Origin of the sequence: Oscillibacter sp. 1-3 (assembly GCF_000403435.2) — a bacterium.
In the GTDB taxonomy this organism is placed as follows: domain Bacteria; phylum Bacillota; class Clostridia; order Oscillospirales; family Oscillospiraceae; genus Oscillibacter.
The window spans coordinates 231,795-253,206 of record NZ_KE159711.1; the positions used below are offsets into that span (position 1 = coordinate 231,795).

Here is a 21,412-nt window from a genome sequence, read left to right on the forward strand (position 1 = left end):
GGGGTCCTTATCATTATCTTCTATCCTTCAATTCTTGAAGCAATTTGCTGTTGACTGCATAATCTGCTCCAGGCGCAGTGCCTTCAGCATAATGATAAACTTCTTCCACTTCTTTCAGTGAGGCAAATACGCTTATGCTCTCTGCCAAAACGGTGCGGTCTGATGCTGTAATCAAGGTATATCCTGGTGCATCCGCAGCTTCAAAGATGGGTTTTCATAGATGCCAACCACAGTATAAGTCTTATCCTCTCCTACAGACAACAATTCATCTCCGGGGCGGTATGGAACATGCTGGCTGAGAATGTCATCACCATCCTGACGCAATCCAACAGCGAGATCAAGTGTATCGCCCACAGCACAGTCCAGGTTGATAGCCGATAACAAATGAGACGGCATCAGCACCTCGCTGCCATCCTTGGGCAGCCTGCCTGTAATCAGCTGGACCGGCACCATTTCATATGTCTCTTCATCAAAACCTGCAATAAATCAATATGGCTTATTGGTATCCTGGATACCTGAAAGCGTGACATAGCCGACATTATCAAAAGAAGCTACGTCAGTTACTCTGTCATCCTTCAGCAGTGTCTGCTCAAATACATAATTCGCATCAAAGTAACCCACATGCCAGCTCCCATATTCCTCCGTTAGATTATCAATATGCGAATCTGGCGAGGAAGACGCACCTAATGTGTTCCCTGCCAGAAATGTAACGGTAAGCGCGATACCCAAAATAATCCCTGTTTTTTTGTAATGGCTTCTTCCATCCCGAAAAACAGTTTTACCAGACATTTCTATCACCGCTCTCACTTCCTTCACACTGGCTCCACATTAAAGCCCCCAGTGCTTTTTTCAAATCCGTCAAATGCTGTTTCTCCTGCCTTTTCAGATATAACTTCACGAAGGGTCGCATCCACAGCTTTCGTACCTCTACTTCCTCAGTAAATGTCACCATACAGCCGCAGGCCGTTGACTCAAGTTTTCCAGCCCAATGCCCCGCCATGTTTTTATTTTCCATATCGAAGGCCCAATAGCCCGGTGGCTCGTGCCGGGTTACAGTGAAAAAAGTTGCAACCCCGCCTTTGGTATATTCCACAAAGGTCGTTTCTCCTGTAACCTCCACTCGTTCTATATCGCTGCGCCAATCCTGATGGTTCAAGTCGGTCAATACCTCCCAAACCCGTCTTACTGGGCTGGCCAGCTCCGCTTGTACAACTGATTGTGTCATAAACAATATCCTCCTGTTTTTATAGCGCTTATTGTCAATGTCATTGGTCTACCCCTGATTCCACAACAAATTTATACCCATACCCTACAACCGTTTGGATCAGTTCCGGGCGTGCCAGCTTACGGCGCAGCTGGCAGATGGTATTGCGAACGATATGATCGCAGTCAACAGGGTCCTCTTTCCAAACATGCTCATATATCTGCCGAGGAGACAGGACCCAGTTGGGATATTGGGCCAACAGGTAAAGCGTTTCAAATTCCTTGGGGAATAGCTGAAGCACCTTGCCTGCCAGCGTGGCCGTGCAGCACTGAGGATCAATCAAAAGATCTCCATGCTGCAGAGTGGGAATTCGTTCAATATTAGCAGGACCCAGCATAAGTACCCTCCTCTCAGTTCATTTGAGTATAGTAAAACATATAGGTTTTCTATTGCCGTATCTATCACCTGGAGACAACTGGAGTACTCTTGCTACCAATTACTGAAAGCAGCCGCAGGCGGGGATTCCCCCCCGCGCTGCGGCTGTCTTGCCGGGGCGTGGCTTTCGTACAGAAGACTGCGTCAGGCTTTACCGCTTTAGATTTCTCTACCACCATAACATTGACGCTAATGTTGTGATTGTTGTATCTTCATCATTTTGCGTTTCAGTTCTGCAAAAACGAATCCATTTCTCTTTTTCCGAAACATCGTCAACCACATAGCTGCAATGAAAGTCCTTTTTTATACAAAGAGCAGCCGTGTAATTAACATCAATGCCCAATATTTCTTTTAGCGTGTCAAAGGATAATATGACTGTCGCATTCCCGCTGTTTTCAAGATATTTTTGCAATTTATTATAATTATTCATTTGAACCCCCGTCCCATACCTTTTCTTAAAGTTTGTGTTCTCAGTCAGCGTCAACGGCAAAGTAGTAAAATCCGATACAGACCATTCCACTATAGACTGCACCGACCTACTCGACTTCTTTTGCTTTTCTATGCCTTGTTTGAAAATTGGCGGATGTCCAACGGCGAAAATTTTTTCGCCAATCAAGGCAAATTTTCGCAGGCGGGCTGTCGCCCGGCAAGAAAATTTAACGCAAAGTGGCGGAAAAAGATCCACCGTTTGGGCGTTTTGACATTTTTCAAAGGCGAGATAGTCAACACCTCTGCCCCGCCGCTTTGTTTTGGAGTTTCATTAGACCGATTAACTGGAAATTACAGATATCTTACGTATACTCTTGAATCTTCTCCATGCACATCTTTCATCATTCCAAAAAACTCATACCCATATTTCTCATATAGTCCATTATGATTTGTTGAAATATAAATGCTATTAATTCCATCTGCTTTTGTCAATGTTTCAGCGTAACTTAACAGCTTTCCAACATAACGGTGTCCTCTATAATGCGGAAAGGTATATACCCACCCAATCCATGGTGTTAATTCGGTTGGCTGAATATCGTCCTTATCAGCAAATGTGCAAAAAGAAATCAAATCTCCTCCCTCTGTCAACATAAGCACCTTTGTATTTTCACCGACATATTCCTTTAACTTTTGGTTTCTTAACAGTTCATATAAAAACCGACCTGCCCCCCAATCACTTTCTTTAATCTTTGAAAGCCAATATTCTTGGTTATCTGTACTGAAATATTCGATTATGTTCACAAAGTTATCCTCCTAACTCCGATTTAATAGAATCGCCGGTTGAGCGTCCTAAAAAAGCAAAAGCGGTACTATTCCGGGAAGAAAAAGAGGCATACACTAAAGACTCAGCTGTTCGTCAGCCTTCGGACCGGGGAGATCATTGCGCTGGCATTCTCCAGCGGAAGGAAGCACGATTTCCAGCTATCCAAGGATTCCTGTATCCATTTTGTCAAAAGGTTTCGTATCCTCTCGGAGCGTTACCGTAACCGGAGAAAGCGCTTTGCTCTCCGCTTTTCCTTAATTGCTGGTATCTGCAACTTTGACCGCTTAGCTTAATTTCGCAAGAGGTCTAATCTATACATGCGGATGTGATTCCTCGCCTTGGAAACCCATGCAGTCACATGGTTGGCTGGAACCCCAAGTAACTCACCAATTTCTTTGCTTGAGTATCCATCAATGCGCATACGAATGGCCCGGATCCCCTTTGCGGTGCTTCCGGTGGCTGTTGCTTCAGCCCGATCAAGCAAATTCATCAGTTCCCGGCAAGCCTCCTGCTCCTCCAGACTATCACGCAGTCCACCGCAGGGCAGTTCTGCCGGATCCGTGGCCTGTTCCCGTCCGCAACGCGCAGCATACTCCAACTGTGTGTAGATCTCGTTCTGAATCAGGCGGTAAGCATAAGTTGAAAAGGCGTTCTTGTATTCAGGTTGATAGGTCTGGACCGCTTTGCACAGTCCAATATACCCGATCTGCAATAGATCGTCATAGGTATAGATACAACCCCTGCCCAACGTGTGGACACAGTCCTTTATCACCTTACCCACAAGGCCCATATTCTCCTCTACCTTTACTCGCTGCTTCTCAGTAAGCGACAGCACAATTCATGAACACCATCCCGAAAGAGGATCACATTCTGATGGATTCAGACTATATTATATAGGCCCTATGACATTTTCTGCTGCTTAATGGTATTGCGGTCTATCTCATAGCAAACAAAACGCATTACAGGTATCCGCATACAAAATCAGTGAGAGTATGATAGCACATGGAATGTTAGATTTTCGTTAGTCAAAATATTAATCCCTCTACACCTACATTATACACCCAAAACTCTGACGCCGTATGTCAAAGTTTATTTTGCCAGAGAAATCAGGGATACTGGAAAGGGCTGCAACAAGATTATGATAACTCCATCCGTGGCACGTCGGATATGATTACCGCTATTTGTACGATCTTAGCACCATTTTTCAGCAGTTAAGCAACGATAGGAAATGCGATCATAGCAGGTACTACTCTAATCGCACCAACTAAGTAAAGACGGGAGACTTGCGGTAAATCCATTCTCATAGCTAATCATACGTCTAAGGATTGAATTATTTCTTCAATTCTCGTTTCCCAATCCTTGTCATATTCTACATTCGGCATGGTTGCGATAGCAGATAAACCATGAACTAAGGCCCACATCGCAATTATTTTATTTTGCATGACAGATTCTGGCATATCAATTTTGCGAAAGGTTTGTGTCGCAATTTGCTTCAATATTTTTAGCGGTGGAATTTCTTTTTCTCCCGCACAATCCAAAGATAAGTTGATCTGGATGTTTTTTCTGGAAAATAAAAAATCAAAATAAAGGGGATTTTTATAAAAGAATTTTACATAGGCAGTCCCAAGCATCAAGAGAATATTAGGGGTATCCGCATACATCTCTACTGTTTGTTCCAATGTCGACGTAAATAAATCCATAATGTGTTGTTGGATTGCGGCGATAAATTCATCCTTGCTATTAAAATGAGCATAGGGAGCGGCATTACTGACACCACATTTTAGAGCGACTTTGCGTAAGGATAAATTCTCCTCCCCCTCTGTATTGATTAACTCTAATCCGGCTCCAATTAAAGCATTCCGTAGGTTCCCGTGGTGATAAGGTCTATTTTCCATAGTAACCTCCAATCTTGACGATGATAAGATTATACCGTCAAAACTTAGCGGTGTCAAGTTCGGAATAGGTAATGAGAATAAATCAATGCGCTTATAGCAAGAGCCGCCTGGAACCTCTGAGGTTCTGGCGGCTCCTAACTATCATCAGCTCCGCTTAAATTTAGGGGTCTTATTTATATCGGTGCTCTCCAACCACCCCTTCACTCGAAAATTTTTCCCATTCAATTATTGGCAAATCGAATTTATGTATGACTGGCATAAAATGCCTCCGCACTTTGAAGATAGTATCCACTATCTGTTTGAGCCAGCAAAAAGATATTTGCTTCCAGCGATCTCGCCAGTGTATAGCTTATGGGGACAAGCCCATTTTCGTCCATCTCCTCACCGCCAATAAATTCATCATACTCGCTTATGCCACATTGGCCAGACCATCTGATCGAAAAATCCGGATACAGAAACCACATATTGTCATCAATCCCCGGAAATTGTCCAAAATAAAATCTGCACCACTCTTCTAAGTCAGCTCTTTCCGATGGTGCTTCTCCACTTTCAAGCAAGCCTAACGCACTGGTAATGACATCCGCTCTGGTCTACAGAATCTGATCTGGCACCGCATAGTCTAAAATGGTAAATTGGCGCTCATTGGAATCTTCACCCATGGAGTCCAGCATGGAGGATATCAAAATCTTTGCAGCCTCATCTGGAGTAACAGCCGCACCACTCTCACAGAAAAATACTGTTCCGCACGAGAGTGGACAGGTCAAATCAATATTCAATGCCGCAGCATCCATCCACTCTAAATCATTCTCATGCAGGTCATCCCATGCACGCCAGCTAGCTTCGTCGGCACCGAAGTTCCGAATTATTGTCTCTGGTGTCGTTTCATCCGAAGGCTCGGAAACCTTCACTTGGCAGCCGGCCAATGCAGTCGTCAAAATTATAGCCGCAACCAGAAATAGGAATCGTCTTCTCATATTCACTTACTTCACCGTTAAGTTTTATCCGAATCAACAATAAAGACACCCAGAAGTGCCAGGACATTCCTTTGGTTAAACTTACTCTTAGTCATAATTAGCTCCTTTCAAACATATACGGCTTAATGGTCTATAACACGACAAAACCCATCCCTTCTGCGGACAACAAAGTACTCACATAATTCTCGTCTCCAAATATTTATCTTGAGTGGAATCACTTTTCGTATTGGTATTTTGTAAAAAGCAGCTATTCCAACTCCTTCCTGTTTATGGCACATTGAAGCAACAATTTAGCAAAGAAATGGCAACAATCAAATTAAAAATTCCATCCTATCGTTTGATTCAGCTACCACTTAAATTGCCCCCACTTATAGCATATACCCAAAATTCTGACACCGTATGTCGAGGTTTTTCACTGCAAAACAACACCTGGCCAGACCAAGCAGATGCTGGTCTGGCCAGGTGCAGATTTCACGGTAACTTTTCCTCCAACTCCGTTCCGAGTGCTTCGCTGTCTCCAGACTTGGCAATCCCGCTCGCCACCATCAGGTCAGCCGGAACGGTGCTTATTGCCGCCTGCTCGTCTGTGCTCAGGCTGTTATACCACGTAAGCCACTCGATTGTCTCTTGAGACAGGGCCTTCTTCTCCGCGAGCTTATCCCCAAACTGGATATAGCCGTCCCCTGCCATAGCGCCTGCATAAGACGCGGTATCGGACACACTCTGCAGTTCGCTGCCATCCTCCTCGGAAAGATCAACTATGAAATGCTGAGCGACTTGCTGGTTAGCGCCCGCATTGGGATCGTCCTCCGGGGCAATGTCCGGCGCGCCAATGGCATTCTCCGGCACCCCCTTTGGGGTGCTGCTCTGCGCATCATTCCAATTCGGCTCGGCGTTAGGAAGTTCGGGAATGTCCTTATAGTTTTCCATATAGGGGCCCTTATCAATTTCAACTTTCCAATCTGCCGTGTCCAAACCGTTATGGGTATCAGCTTTGCCGTCCCCATCGGAAAGATTGATCTGACCCTGTTCAGCGGTTTGCTGGCTGGACTTCGCGCCCGGGTCATCCTCGGGAGCGATATCCGGGTTGCCTTCATTCTCGGGATTGCCGCTTGCGCTGGGTGCCCCCACCTGCTGGCTGGAGTTTCTGCCCGCTTCATCATTCTCGGGAACATCCTGGCCGCAGGCAGCCAGGGAGAGCAGCATCACAGCTGCAAGGAAAAAAGCAAAGATTTTTTTCATGATAGATTACCTCCTATGTCAGTTATTCAGTTGATGATCGTAATGTCCGCTGTACCGGCGATGATAGATGCGATGGTCTTGACCACGTCCGTCCGCTCGATCTGCTGGGCTGTCAGCTGGAAGTGTAGCCCACCCGACTCCCACTCAGCATTGATCACTTCCACCGTTCCAGCTGGCTCGCATGGACAGATACTCACGCCCAAAGTGACCGCTATGCCGTCAATATCCGTGGTCTGGCGCTCCTGCTCAGGCAGAACATAGTCCCATTGAGGGAGTGCTCCGATCCGGGAGGCCGACAGACTCAGGCCTTTGACGGCGTTGGTATTCTCGTACAGTTCCGGTGTGCCGTCCTCATAGTAGCCAGAATAGAAACCAAGGTTGGCAATATCGCTGATCACCGTGCCATCTGCCGCTGTTATCTGCTCCGCGGTATCGTTCCATTTTGCTGGAGACAGCCCATCCGGGAGCCAGGGCGGTGTAAGCCCCCGCTGATAATAGTCTGCATACGCCTGCCCGCTCAACGGAGTAATGGTGTAAACATCCGGGTCATACCATATATCCTCCTGCGGGCCTATTGCATCGTTGAAGTAGACCTGCCCCATATCTACAGTCACTTCCTCCGGGACGAACTCAGGCGGCTGGCTGATGTCAGGGGGCTCAACAACTGGTCCGGGCGGCGTGGGCCCAACGGGGCTGCGCGTATAGAATACCGTAGCGGCAACGATCAACACCGCAAAGCAGGCCGCCATAGCGCCATAGCGCCTTAATGCCGTACCAAAGGGCTTCCTCAGTGTCTTTTCTTCCGCCGCCTGGATGTACACCTCGTCTACATGCCCTAAACCCATCAGCAGGTCTTTCCCGTTCATAGATGGATTCCCTCCTTCTCCAAGAAATTTCTCAGATTGGTCCGGGTACGCAGCAGGGTGGTCTTCACCTTGCTCTCCCCAATCCCATATCGTTTGGCAATATCTTTCACGGAGTCCTCAAACCAGTACCGGCGCAGGAAAATCAACCGCTTCTCCTCAGTCAATGTCCCAAGGAATATGTTCAGCAGTTCCCCCAGTTCCCGGCTGTCAAAGGCGGCCTGGGCTGCAGCGTCCGGGATGCAGGTCTCCAACTCAGCGGTCAATTCCACAACCTCCGCCTGACGCTTTTGAGCTGTTTTCCAATCCAGCTTTCCATAGGCTGCAAACCGGCATATTTTTGCTAGAAACGCAAAGAAATACACGGGTCTCTGGGGCGGGATGGTGTTCCAGGCCGACAGATAGGTGTCGTTGACACTCTCCTCCGCATCCTCGCGGCTGTATAGAATCTTCATGGCCAGCCGCTGAAGCCTGCTGCCATACTTTATGCCGGTCTCTTCAATGGCCGTCTGGTCGCGCGTCCAGAACAGGTCAATGATTTTATCGTCTTCCACGGTCATATCCTCCATTTGGTGTTGAGGGCCTCTCACCCCTATAGTGGGATTCGGAGCAGTGCAGGTTACACCCACTAAAAATATTTTCTGTTTTTTCTTCCCACCTTGTGACTACAGGGTCGGCGTGATATAATAGTTGTCAATCCTTTAGAATACCAGGAGATGTACGATGGAATTAGAAACATTAGTCCGCAATTTCCGTAAAGCCATTGAAGACGCGCAGACCAATTATGAACCGGGCTCGTTTTTTAGAAAGTTCCCCACCAGACAGTGCGGGCATACTAGCGATATGCTGGCCCAATATCTGATTGATAATGGGATAGGCCCAATTACCTATGTAAGCGGCACATATTACGGTGATGATCCTGAGGATAGTTGGCACCACGCCTGGCTTGTCTTGGATGGATTAGTTATCGACATTACTGGTGATCAGTTCAGATATCATCCCGCCCCTCTAACCTTCAATATCCCCGTATACATAGGGCCGACTGCGGAGTTCCATCGGCTGTTTGAAGTAACTCCTGCCGGTTGTTCAGCACATCACGGTCTGGAGCGGCATTGGATCCACTACCATGACCTGAGAAGTTGGTATGAGACAATCCTGAAATACCTGGTATAAATCGCTGGGCGGTCATCCAAAACAGATGACTGCCCAGTTTGTTCATGCTCTATCGCCCCACACATCACCATCTACCGCCGCAGTATCCGGATGGATCCGCAGGATACCCATTTTCTTTTTCCTGGCGTACCCTACCATCTCCCCTTCACCGTCACTGACCGCTACCAGAAAGTCCGCATGGTCCACCAGGTAACGGTTTTGCTTGGCATAGTTCTCTGGATTGGGCTGGCTCCCTATCGTCAGCTGCTCTGTGCAGTTTTTCAGCAGCTGCTCCAACCGCTTCCGGCTGCGCACGTCCCACCTCGCGCTATGGCCGGGGGCCGGCAGCACGACAACCAGTTCTATATCCTCATAGCCTGGCTGCGCCTTCATCTGTAAGATTAACTCACCAGCCCAGATATGCACGCCTATGGAGCCGCCAATGTAAAACCGGCGAACGCCTTTTTCATTGTAGAGCCGCTTGAATTGCTCCTGCATAGCCTTTTTAATTTTCTTACACAGTGAATAATCCTCTTTGTAGCCGAATTTGAAGCGAGTCGGTTTGGGGCCTGTTACCGCACATGATCTTCTCATACTTTTCTGTTCTCCCTTTCAATGGTATAGTTCTAATATATACGCTTTAGATAATTTATTCTATCCATAGCCTGTTAATTTTTTGTGTTATAGCGGGTAGAATATTATCCATAGGAGGGGTGCAATGGAAGAAATGTTATTAAAGGAGATGGGGCAGCGGCTATCAGCGCGTAGGAAACAGCTCCGCCTTACACAGGAAGAAGTTGCAGAACGGGCCGACATGACAACTCAGACCATATCCACAGCCGAAAATGGCATTAAGGCTCTGCGCCCGGAAAACATCATCAAGCTATGTGGTGCTCTGAAGATCAGCGCGGACTATCTATTATTTGGAACAATTTCCAGCGACGATCAATCCGTTCTATTCTCTAAAGTATCCCAACTTTCTCCGGCGCAATACCGGCACCTGGAGGATATCGTCAACAGCTTTATCGCCGCTGTTATCCCCGATGATAAAAGCGAGGCATGACTGACCGTATGGCCATATGTCATACCTCGCTTTTGTTGTTGTGCGTTCTTTCCGTTTGACCGCATTGTTTAGTTTGCTGTCTTACCCCTGCTACATTTTAGGCCCCCACCCGGAGAAAGTCAAGAAAGGTGCTTCCAGAAATTGTATTAAATTGTCGCAGACAAAATGAAAATGCGGGGCAGACTGAACCACATCGTCAGTCATACCCCGCATTTTTCATTTTACTCAATGTTCGGTCTGCTCTGTCATAATAACCCACCGGAATCCGAACCGGTCAATCACATTGGTGGTACAGGAACTGTATGTGGTACTGTGGGGCGGATAAATTACCTCGCCCCCATTTTCCAGCACCTCAAATGCTGCTAAGACTTCCTCTTTTCTGCTCATGGTCACAGTCAACGATAATGCTGTACTGGGCCGGAACAGAATGTCCAGGTTGTCAGCCATCATAATGGCCGCCGATGTGGAGCTCCGCGTGATAGACGTAACCCTTTTGCTCCTCGGATAGTTCCCGCTTGAAATCCGACTGGTCTGCGTCCCGATAGTGGAGCAGGCAGTCCACTTTGGCGCCGAACGCCTGCTGGTAGGGTGTAATCGCCTCCCCGCATTTGCCATCAAAATTAAAATTCGGCGTTATGGTCGTCATTCGGTTTTACCCTCCCAACGCTTAAAGACTACGATTTCAGCATCAGAGCCATAGCCGCTGTACTCAGATACCATAAGGTATTGTTCGTCAGCGACGATCCCATAGCTCCTGTCGCTGCCCTGTTTGGGAAGTTGATACCCCAGATAAATCTTGTCACCATCCCAAAATTTCATGATTTCACCGCTTGGCAGTGTGTACGTAATGTTGATCACAGAGCCCTTCAAAGCGTAGAGTTCTCTCACCGGCGGCATATCTGGAATGCCAAGATTGTTGAACGCCGCCATCAGCTTGTCCTTCAGTTCCTGTAATGCGTTCTCACCTTTCCGGCAACACCCCGCAACAAGGCACGGCCTCCCAAAAGGAGCGCCGTTGGTTTCCGTACAGCCTGCACAGGCGCTGGTGAACTCACACTTCGTACAATCAGCTCCACAAATAGATCCCACAATTTTTCCTCCATAGTTTGATTTATTTTTTTGCTGGATACTTATATTTTAACAAAGAAATATGAACACCTTATGTCAAGGTTTTTAACCCCATAAACTGATTTGCTCTGCCACAGGCTTTTCTTCAAAGGTTTGCAGATAGGAGAATATCTGCTCCTTACTATGCACGATTCCATGCTTTCCACAGGTCTGATGGAACAGGCGCATCAGGCAGCCGCTGTTGGGACTGTCGATGATATACTGATTCCTGTACCGGCGCACATACCTCTCCTTCAATCCCGGAAACAGCCGGTCCAGTTGTGCGTAAAAGTATTCCCGGTTGCCCTCCCGCAGTGTAAGCCCCATACCGAAACAGAGCACTCCGTAGACCTTCGCCTGGATGCACAGGTTCAGGATACCTGATATGTTTTCCTCAGTATCGTTAATCCAAGGCAGGATTGGCGCCAGCCACACCACCGTGGGGATGCCTGCATCACGCAGCTGCTTCAAAACCTCAAACCGCTCTCTGGTGGTACAGACATTGGGTTCGATCTTCCTGCACAGTGCCTCGTCGTAGGTCGTCAGGGTCATCTGTACCACGCACTTGGCCCTTTTATTGATCTTTTCAAGCAGGTCGATGTCCCGGAGGATTCGATTGGACTTGGTGATAAGGGTAGCCCCGAAGCCATGTTCATATATGAGAGCGAGGGCCTGCCGGACATGTCCCAGCTCCAGTTCCAGTGGAATGTAGGGGTCGGTCATGGCGCCCATACCGATCATACATCTGCGGCGCTTCCGCCGGAGCGTATCCGCCAGCAATGGGATGGCGTTCCGTTTTACCTCAATGTCCTCAAAGGTATGCTCCATATGATAGCACTTGCTCCTGGAGTCGCAGTAGATGCAGCCGTGAGAACAGCCGCGATACAGATTCATGCCGTTTTTCGCAGATAAAATCCCTTTTGCATCCACATAATGCACGGGCTACCCCTCCCCGTCCGGTCAGTCTCTATATTTTTCATAGATAGCTCTCCCAAGCTCCGCCAACATGGGCCGCAGCTCTGGCGGCTCCAACACCTCTATTTCACTTCCAAAGGTCAACAGATATCTGGTCAGCCATTCATCCACCGGCATCCATACCGTTACAACCAGCACCCCGTCCTCACGTTTCACGGTCTCCGGATTGAACTCGTCATAAATCCGATAAGCCAGCGATTCTGGAAAGCGCAGGACGATTTTCTCATTATCGAACTGTGAAAAGTCTGTTTTGGGCGGGGGCGGATGCGGTGAAAACTGATCTTCCAGCATCTCTAGCTCCAGAATGCGGGTCAGTTTGAAGGTGCGGTAATCCTGCTTTTCCACACAGAACGCCTTCAAGTACCATGCCCTTGATTTATAGGAGAGCTTCAAAGGGTGTACGCCCCGGCTGCTGATGGAACCGTTGGCATTGGCGTAAGTGATGCGCACACTCCTGCGATGGATCACTGCTGCCTTCAGCCGCTCAAATTTCTCGTTATCGCTCCCCTCACCGCCCCAGCGGGAGAAGTCCACCTCCAGCCAGCTCTCTGTACTGACATCAAATAAAGCAGAAAGTTTATTCAAGGTATCCCTGTCCTGGACGCCAACTGTACCGCCCATGCTTTGCAGGGCCGCAAGGATCTCATGTTTCTCTGCCTCAGATAAGACGGTCCGATCCAGGACAAAGCTGCCCAGCAGACGAACGCCGCCGGTCCGGCCGGTCTCCGTGTAAACAGGGATCCCCGCTGCACTCAGGGCATCAATATCCCGGTAGATGGTCCGGTCCGATACCTCAAACTTCTCCGCCAGCTCATGGGCAGTGGCCTGCCCCTTTTCCAGCAGGTAGTAAACAATTTTGAACAGCCTGCTCTCCTGCATCAGTCATCACCTCTTGGGCGCAGTATAACACAAAAAACTGGACACCGGAAGTCAAGTTTTTTCTACTTCTCAAATATGATTATGCTTGTATTGTTCCGACATCTGAATTATAGTATGGTCAGGAGGGATCGATATGGACTACCTGACTGCCACAGAATTCTCAAAAAAGTGGGGTATCACCAGCCGCATGGTCGCCCGGTACTGTGAGACGGGAAGAATTGTTGGCACTCACAAAAAGGGAAAAACCTGGCTGATACCTGCCAGCGCAGAAAAGCCGCTAGACCAGCGCTGCAAAAAGCAAACGGTCAAAACAATCGTATCAGCAGGCGGTTCGCTGGAATCCAGTGGGGAGGCTGAAACTTATCATACCACCGACGTCTACCAAACCCTTGGCCTTACCCGCGAAACACTGCGCTACTATGAGGATGTAGGATTGATTCAGCCAAAACGGAGCAGTCAAAGCCAGTACCGAGAGTTCGATCTGTATGATATGTCCCGGCTGATGTCCATTGATTTCTTTAGAAAGCGCGGATTTTCGCCTGTAGAAATCCGGGAACTCCTGACGGCGGCGGCGCCGGAGGACTGTGCGGCCCTTATGCACAGCCAGTTGGATCTCTTAGATCGAAAAATTGCCCAGCTTCAGCAGATGCGCCATCGCCTGGTAGAAGCACAATCGTTTTGCGAATCTGTCCCGGATATAGCTGGCTCATTTTCAATCCGAGAACTTCCACTTTACTGTGTCCGGGAAACGCTGCCCTCAGTCTCCTCCTTTGGCGAGTACCGGAACCGGGTCCTGAAATTTCTCGACTTGGAACAGGAAGATATCCTTTCCAACCTGGTTCGCGCAATTTCGTTTGACGATACAGGCTATAAGGGCTCTGAAATGTATGTTGTGAAGCCTGCTGTCCGAATGAGCCGGGCAGAGACATTTCTGGAGCATGGGAAATGCCTCTATACCACCCTGATTGCTGACAATAATGATCCTTCTGTACCTGAGAAGATGTTTGACCTGTGCCATAACTGGGCAACGGAGCACAAGGCGTCTTTCCGGGGTGTAGTCTATATCTTCATTCGATTCGTTATGCTGAAGAAGACTACAGATCAGCATTTCTACGAGGTGTGGGTCCCACTTAAATAAAAAATTCCCTCTTGACTTGGGGGTTCCCACCGGCCTTACACTTTTTGTGTCAAGGAGGTGGCGATATTGAATCACAAATTATTGGGCAGGGATTTTGCGCTGGCAATCGCGGGTCAAATAGTCTCTCTATTTGGCAACGCGATCCTGCGCTTTTCCTTGCCGCTCTTTTTGCTCCGGGAAACCGGATCATCGGCTCTGTTTGGCATGGTGACAGCCTGTTCTCTCCTGCCGATGATCCTTCTCTCTCTGCTGGGCGGCGTATTGGCTGACCGGGTGAATAAGCGAAACATCATGGTGCTTCTGGACTTTTCCAAAGCAGGCATCATAGCGGGATTCTATTTTCTGGTGGGCAAGGCGCCAACAATCCCTCTGTTTATTGTTACCTTGATGCTTTTATACGGGATATCCGGGACATACCAGCCTGCTGTACAGGCCAGTATCCCGGCACTGGTTGCGAAAGATTACATCCTGACTGCCAGTGCTATCGTTAATCAGATCGGTTCTATGGCGAACTTTATTGGGCCGGTCATAGGCGGGTGGATCTATGGTCTGTGGGGGCTGGAGCCGATTTTAGAAATCAGCGTGGGTTGTTTTGCCCTGTCCGCAGTCATGGAAATCTTCATCAAAATCCCCTTCGTCAAGCGTCCGCGGGAAAAACCGGCCCTTCAAATCGCAAGGCAGGATCTGCTGGAAGGCTGCCGGTTCCTGCGTGTCGATCAGCCGGTATTCCTCAAAGTATCTCTGATTATTGCGGGTCTGAATCTGATTCTCTCGGCTATGATCACCGTCGGCATTCCGGTGCTGACTGTGGAGCATTTAGGGTTCTCCGATCAACTGCTTGGAGTCGCCCAGGGGCTGCTGGCGGCAGGAGGTGTGCTTGGCGGCCTATTGACTGCGCTCCTTGGCAAGCGGCTTCAGCCAGAGCGAGCTTATGTATTTCTGATCCTCTGCGCCATGCTCACGCTGCTGATGGGAGCGGGGATGCTCTGGAGCAATACTCCTTATTTGAAGTATCTGATTCTGTCGGGCACTGGTACCGCAATTACAATTTTTTCTACTATGTTCAGCATCCAAATGCTTGCGGTCGTACAGAGGGAAACGCCGGAACATCTGATTGGGAAAGTCATCGCCTGCATTATGACGCTGATCATGTGTGCTCAACCCATTGGGCAACTGACTTACGGGATTTTTCTTGAGCAAATAAGCGCCGTTCCCATCATAACCGGCGCAGGTGCAATCTCAATGTGTATTGCTCTATATGCAAAGAAAGTTCTAAGTGAATTGGGGGGAGTAACGAGCAATGGCTAATCCAATGATAGCAATGCGGTCAGTGACAAAAACATATGCAAGTAGAGAGGTTTTGCACCAAATCAACCTGCGTGTAGAGAGCGGGGCAATCTATGGGCTGCTGGGCGTCAATGGTGCGGGAAAAACCACCGCTTTCAAATTGCTCGCTGGTCTGCTGTACCCAACCTCGGGGGAGATTGTGTTTAACGGGCAGCCTATAACCATGAGGAGACGGGCGTTCTTAAAGGATATGGGTATTATGATTGAAACTCCAGTCTTCTATGAACATCTCTCCGCACTGGCCAATCTGGAGATACACTTGGAATACATGGGATGCAGCTGTTCCGGAATCCGCAGCGCCTTGGCTGCCGTAGGTCTTGGAGACGTTGATGGCCAGCCGGTATCCCAATTCTCACTGGGTATGAAGCAGCGCCTTGCCATTGCCAGGGCTATCAGCCACACACCCAAACTTCTGATTTTGGATGAACCGCTCAACGGTCTTGACCCTCTTGGAATACGGCAAATGCGTGATCTGTTTTTGTCCCTGGCACGGGAGCGCAATATGACACTTCTGATTTCCAGCCACATCCTCAGCGAAGTAGAGCAGATCGCCGACCGGGTAGGCGTGCTTGCGGACGGCTCTATCACGCAGGAGATCTCTATGCCGGAAATCAGAGCAGCCTGTCCAAACGGGCTGGAGGACTATTTTTTCAAAATTATGCTGGGAGGGAACACATAAATGCGGATACTGCGACTGGAGCTGCGAAAAACGAATATATGTCCCTACTGCATTGCGGCAGCAGCCATATTTCTCTGCTTGCTGGGGCTGTCTTTTCTATTTGCCTATGTACCGAAGCTGGAGTCTGGCAGCCAGAACAGCGCCGTACTCTTTTCTTCCTATTCTGGAATTATGGCCGTCAACGGCGCCATTGCGCTTATGGCCTTCTCCGCGCTGTCCTCCGCTATGGGATACCGGTATGTGATTCGGGAATACTGCGGTGCTCAGGCCATCTTACTGTTCAGCTATCCCATCAGCCCAAAACGTATCCTGACGGCAAAAACGCTGCTGTTGATGATGTTTACATCCATAGCGGCAATAGGCACGACGCTGTGCAGTTTCACTGCTTTTGCAATGGCAGCAAGCACATTTTCCTTCGTGGAGGAACAACTGGTACTTGCGCACTTTGTCACCGCGCTACGCAATTCTATTATGATAGCCTGCCTTGCCTGTGGTATTACTCTGTGCTCTATCCGCATCGGGTTCGCCCGAAGGTCCAATTCCATGACCGTCATCAGTGCCGTTCTGTTCAGTATGCTCCTGACAAATTTTGTGGCTGCAATTAACGCCTACTTTGCAGGGCTGCTTTTATTCACCGCTATTCTGCTGTTGACGGGTATCTTGCTCATGTGGAACCTGGCAAACAGTATGGACAGCATGGAGCTGTCCACAGCGAAAGGAAGGTATGAAACTTAATATGCGCCTCACTAAAATTGAAAAATCAATGATGAACACCTATCTGCTGCTTACATTTTCGATTGCTTGGGGGACCGAACTGCTGCTGATCCTTCTTTACCGCCTGCCGTTGTCCAGCAGTGCTTTCCTACAGGTACTGTACTATATCGGGCTTGGATTCGGCTGCGGGATGGCCCCCGCCTATGCGGCATTCATTGTGGAGCGGAAATGCCATGGGATGATGCTGCGGTCATTCCTGCGGAAAGTTATCGAAACGCACAGTATGAAACGGTGTCTAGGCGTCCTCCTTCTATTTGGTCTGATCCAATTCTGTGCCTGTACGCTTCAGGAGCGCTACACCGGCAATTCCTGGTACTTATTTGTTCTGTTTATGCCGCTGATGATTTATGGCGGCGGGCTGGAGGAGGTCGGCTGGCAGGGTATCCTCCAACCGCTGCTGCAAAAGCGGTTCCCGTTTCTGATCGCTGTGCTGATTGAAGGTGCTGTATGGAGCATATGGCATCTGCCCTTGTGGTTTATCCCTGCTTCATCACAAAGCACATACAGTTTTGCAGCTTTCACGCTGTTCTGCATTACTCTGGGCGCAACCCTGGCCGCAGCGCACAGAATTACCAAAAGTATCTGGGTATCCGTTCTGCTCCATGCCTGGTCAAATACCGTCTTGGGTGGAATGTATACTCTCACGTCACTATGCAGCTTTCCCAATATGAGGACTCTTACAATCAGTGTAATACAAATATTGGTAGTTATGGGACTAGCATATCTTATGAAAACAAAACCATAACAGCTGCTTGCTATAATTATCATACATTGGAGTGACCCACTATGAAGCCACCAGAAATAAAACGCCTACCCATTATCCAGTATCATGATCTCGTGATTGACCCACAATGCCACACTGTCGCACTATCGGGAGAAGAAGTCATCCTATTCCCAAAAGAATTCAATGTACTCCTGCTCTTGGCTCATTATCCCGGCTGGGTTCTTACCCCAACCCAGATCTATACATCAATATGGCATGAGGATCCGATTGACTGCAATCATATCATCCGTAATACAGTTTGCCAACTGCGGCGGAAGCTGGGCAATGCGGATTTAATCCAGACTGTTACTGGCTATGGGTACAAATTTACATACAGGTAGCAGCTGAACTATGGACCTCAATATTACTCAACTTGCACAACCTCCTATGCGGCATCCCCTGATGCCGCATAGGAGGTACACCTAATTTCATTAGTAAAAATCAAGGATCGCCAATACATCAGTCCTCTCGCAGCCGTTGAATGATACTCTCCATCCCGACCTTCCGGTAGATGCCTGATGGAATTATACCGCAAGGGATCAAAGTAGCCAATAAATAGAGTACCAAAGGTAGAACAGGGTAAGAGAATACCCCAAATTCCAGAGAATTTTGAATGAGTCCAAATAGAAGGACATCAGCAACAGAACCAAAGGTAAGCACCAGTATCATCGTAGAGACAAAGTACCAAAAGCCCTCCCACACAACCAACTGACACACCTGCCGCTTGGTTGCTCCTACTGCCTCCATCGCAGCAAACTCTCTTTGACGGTTCAACACATTTGCGCTCATAGTATTGATGAAATTGAGGATACCTATGGAAAACAGCACCACTGTGAGAAAGATAGACAGTTTTGACAGGGAGTCTTTCACCTCGGCAAGCGACTGTGCCAGTTCTATCTTAGATGTCCTTGAAATGGCCGGGATGTGCTCTGTTAAAGACATCACTTGGTCCAAAATGTTCTGCTCATATTTAGGTTTACTGTCAATCTTAATAGAGTAGATGATGGCGTCCGGCCTATACTGGTCTATGACTTTATTGGATACTACCAGCCACGGAGCCGCGCCGCCGTTCATTCCATCCCGCTCCAGCGGGAGCTGCCCCCTGATAGGCAACTGAAATTGCTGGTCTGTATCCATAACAAAAAAGGTTATCATATCCCCTTGGTGCAGCCCGTCCCCATTCATGCCTGTGGTCATCAAAAATTCCCCACGTTCAAAGGCATCAATATCCACCGGCGTTTCCGCCGACTGGTTATAGGCAGTGATTACATCACGATCCACGCCCACCAGCAGTCCCCAAAACGCCGCACTGGGATTGTCGATCCAAATCTGCGGATCCGTCGGTTCCACTCCATTTGACTTCTCAAACTCACTCTTGATCTGATACCAGTCTCCATATACCTCCTCAGAATACTGCTCGTAGATGGGAACAACCTTTGTGGTACGAAAGGCTTCAACACCCTCTATCCCCTGCAGTTGGGCTATAATTTCCGGCGTAAAGGACTGCTCCTCCTGGGGCGAGAATGAGGCCCGGCTCATATGGTTATATAGGGCGATGTCATGGGCAGTATTAAAGTTGACGTATTCATCTACCGACAGGCCATTCAGCACTGTCATACAGAGCAGGAAAGTCACACCGCTCAAAAAGAAGGTCCCAATCACAAAGAAAGCCTTGGTGGGATGCCGGAAAGCGTTCCTCAGCCCCATCCAAGGCATCGTAGCGTGATCGCTGGAGCGGCTGGTCTTTCGCTTAATGCCTTCCTCAGTGTAACGCAGCGCGGCCATGGGCGAAACAGCCAGAACCTTCCGCGCCGTCATGGCAAAACTGAAAAAAACTATTGCGCAGGAAAAAATGGCCGATACAACAGGTACCGCCCAATGGAGGTTTGCCTGAGTGAAACCTTCCAGCAAATTTCCCAACAGCAGGGGCACGATCCATTGCGTTATAATACAGCCGAGGAGCAACCCAGCGGGAAGAGCCATCAGCAATATCCGAGCCATCCGGTAATAGATTACCCGCTTTAACTGCTTGGGGGAGATTCCAATGGTCTTCAGTAGGCCATAAAACTGAATGTCCTTGGTAACGGAAATGGAGTTGATGTTGAAAATGATTAAAAAGCCATCTACCATAAAAAACAGGATGACCGCCAGGGCCAAAACCATATCCTGAAGCGACATCTTCCCGGCAGACAAAACTGTAACCGTCTGTTGCTCTGTCAGTCCAAGCTGATTGATGACCTGGTTCAAATCCCTCTGGCCACTGCCAGCCGAAACGGAAAATCCAGCGATTGACGCCGGCAATTCATGCTGTGCAAGAACCGCAGCGGACAGAAAGACCTTTTGCTTTGATGTCGTGTCAATATAGGATGTATCGGTATAGAAGCCACATAGATAAAATGTCTCCTCCTGCACCGCATCACAATCATCCCAGCCAACGGAAAATGTGATCTCTGTGCCAATCACTGGCTCAATCTCAAACCGTTCCAGTAGCCAGGTGGACAGCATGACCTCGCCTGCCTCAACTGGGTAACGCCCTTGTAGATTAGAAACCAGCGGACTGCTCCAGGTGTCCCAATTTTCAACCGCCCACAGGTCAATACTAAGACCGGACTGACCGGGGTTTCCAATCAGCCGTCCCAGTCTGTAGGAAGTATACAAGGGCTTCTGCACAAGATTACTTTCCTCCAGTTTGGTCAGCTGCGCAGTACTAGGGTTGGAGAAAATGATTTCCGTAGTCGTTCCATAACTTTTCAGAGTTTGCAGCGTGGAAAAATTCTGCAGATTAAACAAGACGCTGCAGGTGGCTGTAATCAGAATAACCACGATGATAGCTGCAACGGCAATCAACCGGTTTGTAGCACGGCTGTTGTGAAAGGAACGCTGGGCAACGATCTGAACTGACGATTGTGTTTTGATCAGTCTCTTTCCGTGTCTCATTCCTTGATCCTCCCATCCTCGATGCGAATGATTCGGTCTGCCAGTTGCGCAATGGCGTCATTGTGTGTTATCATAATGGTGGTCTGATGGAATTTAGTACTGGTGACCTTCAGCAGGGCAAGCACGTCCTCGCTGGTTCTGCTGTCCAGGTTTCCGGTGGGCTCGTCTGCTAGGATGATTTCCGGTTTCGTAAGCAGGGCGCGGGCGATGGAGACCCGCTGCTGCTGGCCACCAGAGAGGTTATTGGGGAGGCTCTGGAGCTTGTCCTGGAGGCCGAGGGAGCAGACAATCTCCTCCAAAAAGTCCTTGTCCGCTTTTCTTCCATCCAACTGCACAGGTAAGACGATATTCTCATAGACGTTCAGAATTGGTACCAGATTGTAATTCTGGAAAACAAAGCCAATATGGCGGCGGCGAAACACTGCCATCTGCTCCTCACTCTTTTTCGAGAGCCGTTTCCCGCCCACAATGATGTCCCCGGAGGTGGGCGTATCAAGTCCGCCCAACATATGGAGCAGCGTAGACTTGCCGGAGCCGGAGGTGCCGACAACCGCCACGAACTCCCCGGCATCTACAGAGAGGCTTACCCCATCGAGGGCCTTTGTGACATGATCTCCCTGCCGATAATACTTTCTCAAATTAGCTGTTTGCAAAATTGGGGTTTCTGTCATCATTAAGAACCGCCTTTCCTTGATTGGGAGATGAAAATACTCCCCATGCGTTACATGAGGAG

30 protein-coding genes and 1 pseudogene are annotated in these 21,412 nt (G+C 48.7%); 9 read left to right on the plus strand and 22 right to left on the minus strand.

Annotated features, from left to right (window positions below; translation table 11 throughout):
* Positions 1-13: 13 nt before the first annotated feature.
* The 7 genes from C816_RS24005 to C816_RS19365 all read right to left on the minus strand — a co-directional run bounded on the left by C816_RS24005 (position 14) and on the right by C816_RS19365 (position 2,869).
* Positions 14-175: a hypothetical protein gene (locus C816_RS24005; RefSeq protein WP_155979108.1), complete on the minus strand. Its 162-nt coding sequence runs from the start codon at positions 173-175 to the stop codon at positions 14-16.
* The gene (locus C816_RS19350) at positions 172-453 is read right to left on the minus strand and encodes a hypothetical protein (RefSeq protein ID WP_016324105.1); all 282 of its coding nucleotides are present in this window, start codon (positions 451-453) and stop codon (positions 172-174) included. Before C816_RS19350 ends, C816_RS24005 begins: the two co-directional genes overlap by 4 nt.
* 33 nt (positions 454-486) lie before the next feature.
* A complete protein-coding gene (locus C816_RS24010; protein WP_155979109.1) occupies positions 487-816 on the minus strand; it encodes a hypothetical protein in 330 nt (109 codons plus the stop codon).
* Entirely contained in the window at positions 779-1,225 is a 447-nt protein-coding gene (locus C816_RS19355) for an SRPBCC family protein (protein ID WP_016324106.1), read from the minus strand. The genes C816_RS24010 and C816_RS19355 overlap by 38 nt, the downstream gene beginning before the upstream one ends.
* Positions 1,226-1,265: 40 nt before the next feature.
* Complete coding sequence (locus C816_RS19360) at positions 1,266-1,601, minus strand: winged helix-turn-helix domain-containing protein (RefSeq protein WP_016324107.1); 336 nt, start codon at positions 1,599-1,601, stop codon at positions 1,266-1,268.
* 207 nt (positions 1,602-1,808) lie between these two features.
* On the minus strand, positions 1,809-2,324 hold the full coding sequence (locus C816_RS24015) for a hypothetical protein (protein ID WP_155979110.1): 516 nt from the start codon (positions 2,322-2,324) through the stop codon (positions 1,809-1,811).
* Positions 2,325-2,419: 95 nt separating this feature from the next.
* The gene (locus C816_RS19365) at positions 2,420-2,869 is read right to left on the minus strand and encodes a GNAT family N-acetyltransferase (protein ID WP_040656232.1); all 450 of its coding nucleotides are present in this window, start codon (positions 2,867-2,869) and stop codon (positions 2,420-2,422) included.
* A 20-nt stretch (positions 2,870-2,889) separates the two neighbouring features.
* Between C816_RS19365 and C816_RS25205 the strand changes: the two are divergent.
* Positions 2,890-3,184, plus strand: a pseudogene (locus C816_RS25205) (transposase); the annotation flags it as partial.
* Here C816_RS25205 and C816_RS19375 read toward each other — a convergent pair.
* The 7 genes from C816_RS19375 to C816_RS19400 form a co-directional block, all read right to left on the minus strand.
* A complete protein-coding gene (locus tag C816_RS19375) occupies positions 3,181-3,681 on the minus strand; it encodes a sigma-70 family RNA polymerase sigma factor (RefSeq protein WP_016324108.1) in 501 nt (166 codons plus the stop codon). The pseudogene C816_RS25205 and the gene C816_RS19375 overlap by 4 nt on opposite strands.
* A gap of 520 nt (positions 3,682-4,201) precedes the next feature.
* Positions 4,202-4,786, minus strand: a complete 585-nt coding sequence (locus C816_RS19380; RefSeq protein WP_016324109.1) for a TetR/AcrR family transcriptional regulator — start codon at positions 4,784-4,786, stop codon at positions 4,202-4,204.
* 242 nt (positions 4,787-5,028) lie between these two features.
* Positions 5,029-5,343, minus strand: a complete 315-nt coding sequence (locus C816_RS24020) for a hypothetical protein (protein WP_155979112.1) — start codon at positions 5,341-5,343, stop codon at positions 5,029-5,031.
* Between the two features lie 33 nt (positions 5,344-5,376).
* Positions 5,377-5,721 (minus strand): hypothetical protein, encoded by a 345-nt coding sequence (locus tag C816_RS19385; RefSeq protein ID WP_242832284.1) that lies wholly within the window; start codon positions 5,719-5,721, stop codon positions 5,377-5,379.
* 510 nt (positions 5,722-6,231) lie between these two features.
* Positions 6,232-7,002 (minus strand): LptM family lipoprotein, encoded by a 771-nt coding sequence (locus C816_RS19390; RefSeq protein ID WP_016324110.1) that lies wholly within the window; start codon positions 7,000-7,002, stop codon positions 6,232-6,234.
* Between the two features lie 26 nt (positions 7,003-7,028).
* Positions 7,029-7,868: a hypothetical protein gene (locus C816_RS19395; protein WP_016324111.1), complete on the minus strand. Its 840-nt coding sequence runs from the start codon at positions 7,866-7,868 to the stop codon at positions 7,029-7,031.
* Positions 7,865-8,419: an RNA polymerase sigma factor gene (locus C816_RS19400; protein WP_016324112.1), complete on the minus strand. Its 555-nt coding sequence runs from the start codon at positions 8,417-8,419 to the stop codon at positions 7,865-7,867. Before C816_RS19400 ends, C816_RS19395 begins: the two co-directional genes overlap by 4 nt.
* A 169-nt stretch (positions 8,420-8,588) precedes the next feature.
* On the opposite strand from C816_RS19400, the gene C816_RS22115 reads away from it, so the two are divergent.
* A complete protein-coding gene (locus tag C816_RS22115) occupies positions 8,589-9,038 on the plus strand; it encodes a hypothetical protein (protein WP_016324113.1) in 450 nt (149 codons plus the stop codon).
* A gap of 42 nt (positions 9,039-9,080) precedes the next feature.
* Here C816_RS22115 and C816_RS19410 read toward each other — a convergent pair whose 3' ends face one another.
* The gene (locus C816_RS19410; RefSeq protein ID WP_016324114.1) at positions 9,081-9,611 is read right to left on the minus strand and encodes an SLOG family protein; all 531 of its coding nucleotides are present in this window, start codon (positions 9,609-9,611) and stop codon (positions 9,081-9,083) included.
* 124 nt (positions 9,612-9,735) lie between these two features.
* Between C816_RS19410 and C816_RS19415 the strand changes: the two genes are divergently transcribed.
* Positions 9,736-10,080 carry a helix-turn-helix domain-containing protein gene (locus tag C816_RS19415; RefSeq protein ID WP_016324115.1) on the plus strand — a complete coding sequence of 115 codons (345 nt, stop codon included), beginning with the start codon at positions 9,736-9,738 and terminating at the stop codon, positions 10,078-10,080.
* A gap of 225 nt (positions 10,081-10,305) precedes the next feature.
* Here C816_RS19415 and C816_RS25210 read toward each other — a convergent pair whose 3' ends face one another.
* From C816_RS25210 to C816_RS19435, 5 genes are all read right to left on the minus strand, one after another.
* The gene (locus C816_RS25210; RefSeq protein ID WP_016324116.1) at positions 10,306-10,530 is read right to left on the minus strand and encodes a VOC family protein; all 225 of its coding nucleotides are present in this window, start codon (positions 10,528-10,530) and stop codon (positions 10,306-10,308) included.
* Complete coding sequence (locus C816_RS25215) at positions 10,520-10,726, minus strand: VOC family protein (RefSeq protein ID WP_016324117.1); 207 nt, start codon at positions 10,724-10,726, stop codon at positions 10,520-10,522. The genes C816_RS25210 and C816_RS25215 overlap by 11 nt, the downstream gene beginning before the upstream one ends.
* On the minus strand, positions 10,723-11,010 hold the full coding sequence (locus C816_RS25220) for a hypothetical protein (RefSeq protein WP_016324118.1): 288 nt from the start codon (positions 11,008-11,010) through the stop codon (positions 10,723-10,725). The genes C816_RS25215 and C816_RS25220 overlap by 4 nt, the downstream gene beginning before the upstream one ends.
* Before the next feature lie 243 nt (positions 11,011-11,253).
* Positions 11,254-12,126 carry an SPL family radical SAM protein gene (locus C816_RS19430; protein WP_016324119.1) on the minus strand — a complete coding sequence of 291 codons (873 nt, stop codon included), beginning with the start codon at positions 12,124-12,126 and terminating at the stop codon, positions 11,254-11,256.
* A 21-nt stretch (positions 12,127-12,147) separates the two neighbouring features.
* Positions 12,148-13,041 (minus strand): helix-turn-helix transcriptional regulator, encoded by an 894-nt coding sequence (locus C816_RS19435; protein WP_016324120.1) that lies wholly within the window; start codon positions 13,039-13,041, stop codon positions 12,148-12,150.
* Between the two features lie 133 nt (positions 13,042-13,174).
* Between C816_RS19435 and C816_RS19440 the strand changes: the two genes are divergently transcribed.
* The 6 genes from C816_RS19440 to C816_RS19465 are packed head-to-tail and all read left to right on the plus strand — an operon-like array spanning position 13,175 to position 18,083.
* Positions 13,175-14,179 carry a MerR family transcriptional regulator gene (locus C816_RS19440; RefSeq protein WP_016324121.1) on the plus strand — a complete coding sequence of 335 codons (1,005 nt, stop codon included), beginning with the start codon at positions 13,175-13,177 and terminating at the stop codon, positions 14,177-14,179.
* 57 nt (positions 14,180-14,236) lie between these two features.
* Positions 14,237-15,487: an MFS transporter gene (locus C816_RS19445; RefSeq protein ID WP_371254430.1), complete on the plus strand. Its 1,251-nt coding sequence runs from the start codon at positions 14,237-14,239 to the stop codon at positions 15,485-15,487.
* A complete protein-coding gene (locus tag C816_RS19450; protein WP_016324123.1) occupies positions 15,480-16,205 on the plus strand; it encodes an ABC transporter ATP-binding protein in 726 nt (241 codons plus the stop codon). The genes C816_RS19445 and C816_RS19450 overlap by 8 nt, the downstream gene beginning before the upstream one ends.
* Positions 16,206-16,940 carry a hypothetical protein gene (locus tag C816_RS19455; RefSeq protein ID WP_016324124.1) on the plus strand — a complete coding sequence of 245 codons (735 nt, stop codon included), beginning with the start codon at positions 16,206-16,208 and terminating at the stop codon, positions 16,938-16,940.
* Positions 16,930-17,724 (plus strand): CPBP family intramembrane glutamic endopeptidase, encoded by a 795-nt coding sequence (locus C816_RS19460; protein WP_016324125.1) that lies wholly within the window; start codon positions 16,930-16,932, stop codon positions 17,722-17,724. The genes C816_RS19455 and C816_RS19460 overlap by 11 nt, the downstream gene beginning before the upstream one ends.
* 41 nt (positions 17,725-17,765) lie before the next feature.
* The gene (locus C816_RS19465; RefSeq protein ID WP_016324126.1) at positions 17,766-18,083 is read left to right on the plus strand and encodes a winged helix-turn-helix domain-containing protein; all 318 of its coding nucleotides are present in this window, start codon (positions 17,766-17,768) and stop codon (positions 18,081-18,083) included.
* Between the two features lie 118 nt (positions 18,084-18,201).
* Here C816_RS19465 and C816_RS19470 read toward each other — a convergent pair whose 3' ends face one another.
* Complete coding sequence (locus C816_RS19470) at positions 18,202-20,679, minus strand: ABC transporter permease (RefSeq protein ID WP_016324127.1); 2,478 nt, start codon at positions 20,677-20,679, stop codon at positions 18,202-18,204.
* A complete protein-coding gene (locus tag C816_RS19475; protein ID WP_016324128.1) occupies positions 20,676-21,350 on the minus strand; it encodes an ABC transporter ATP-binding protein in 675 nt (224 codons plus the stop codon). Before C816_RS19475 ends, C816_RS19470 begins: the two co-directional genes overlap by 4 nt.
* Positions 21,351-21,412: the final 62 nt, after the last annotated feature.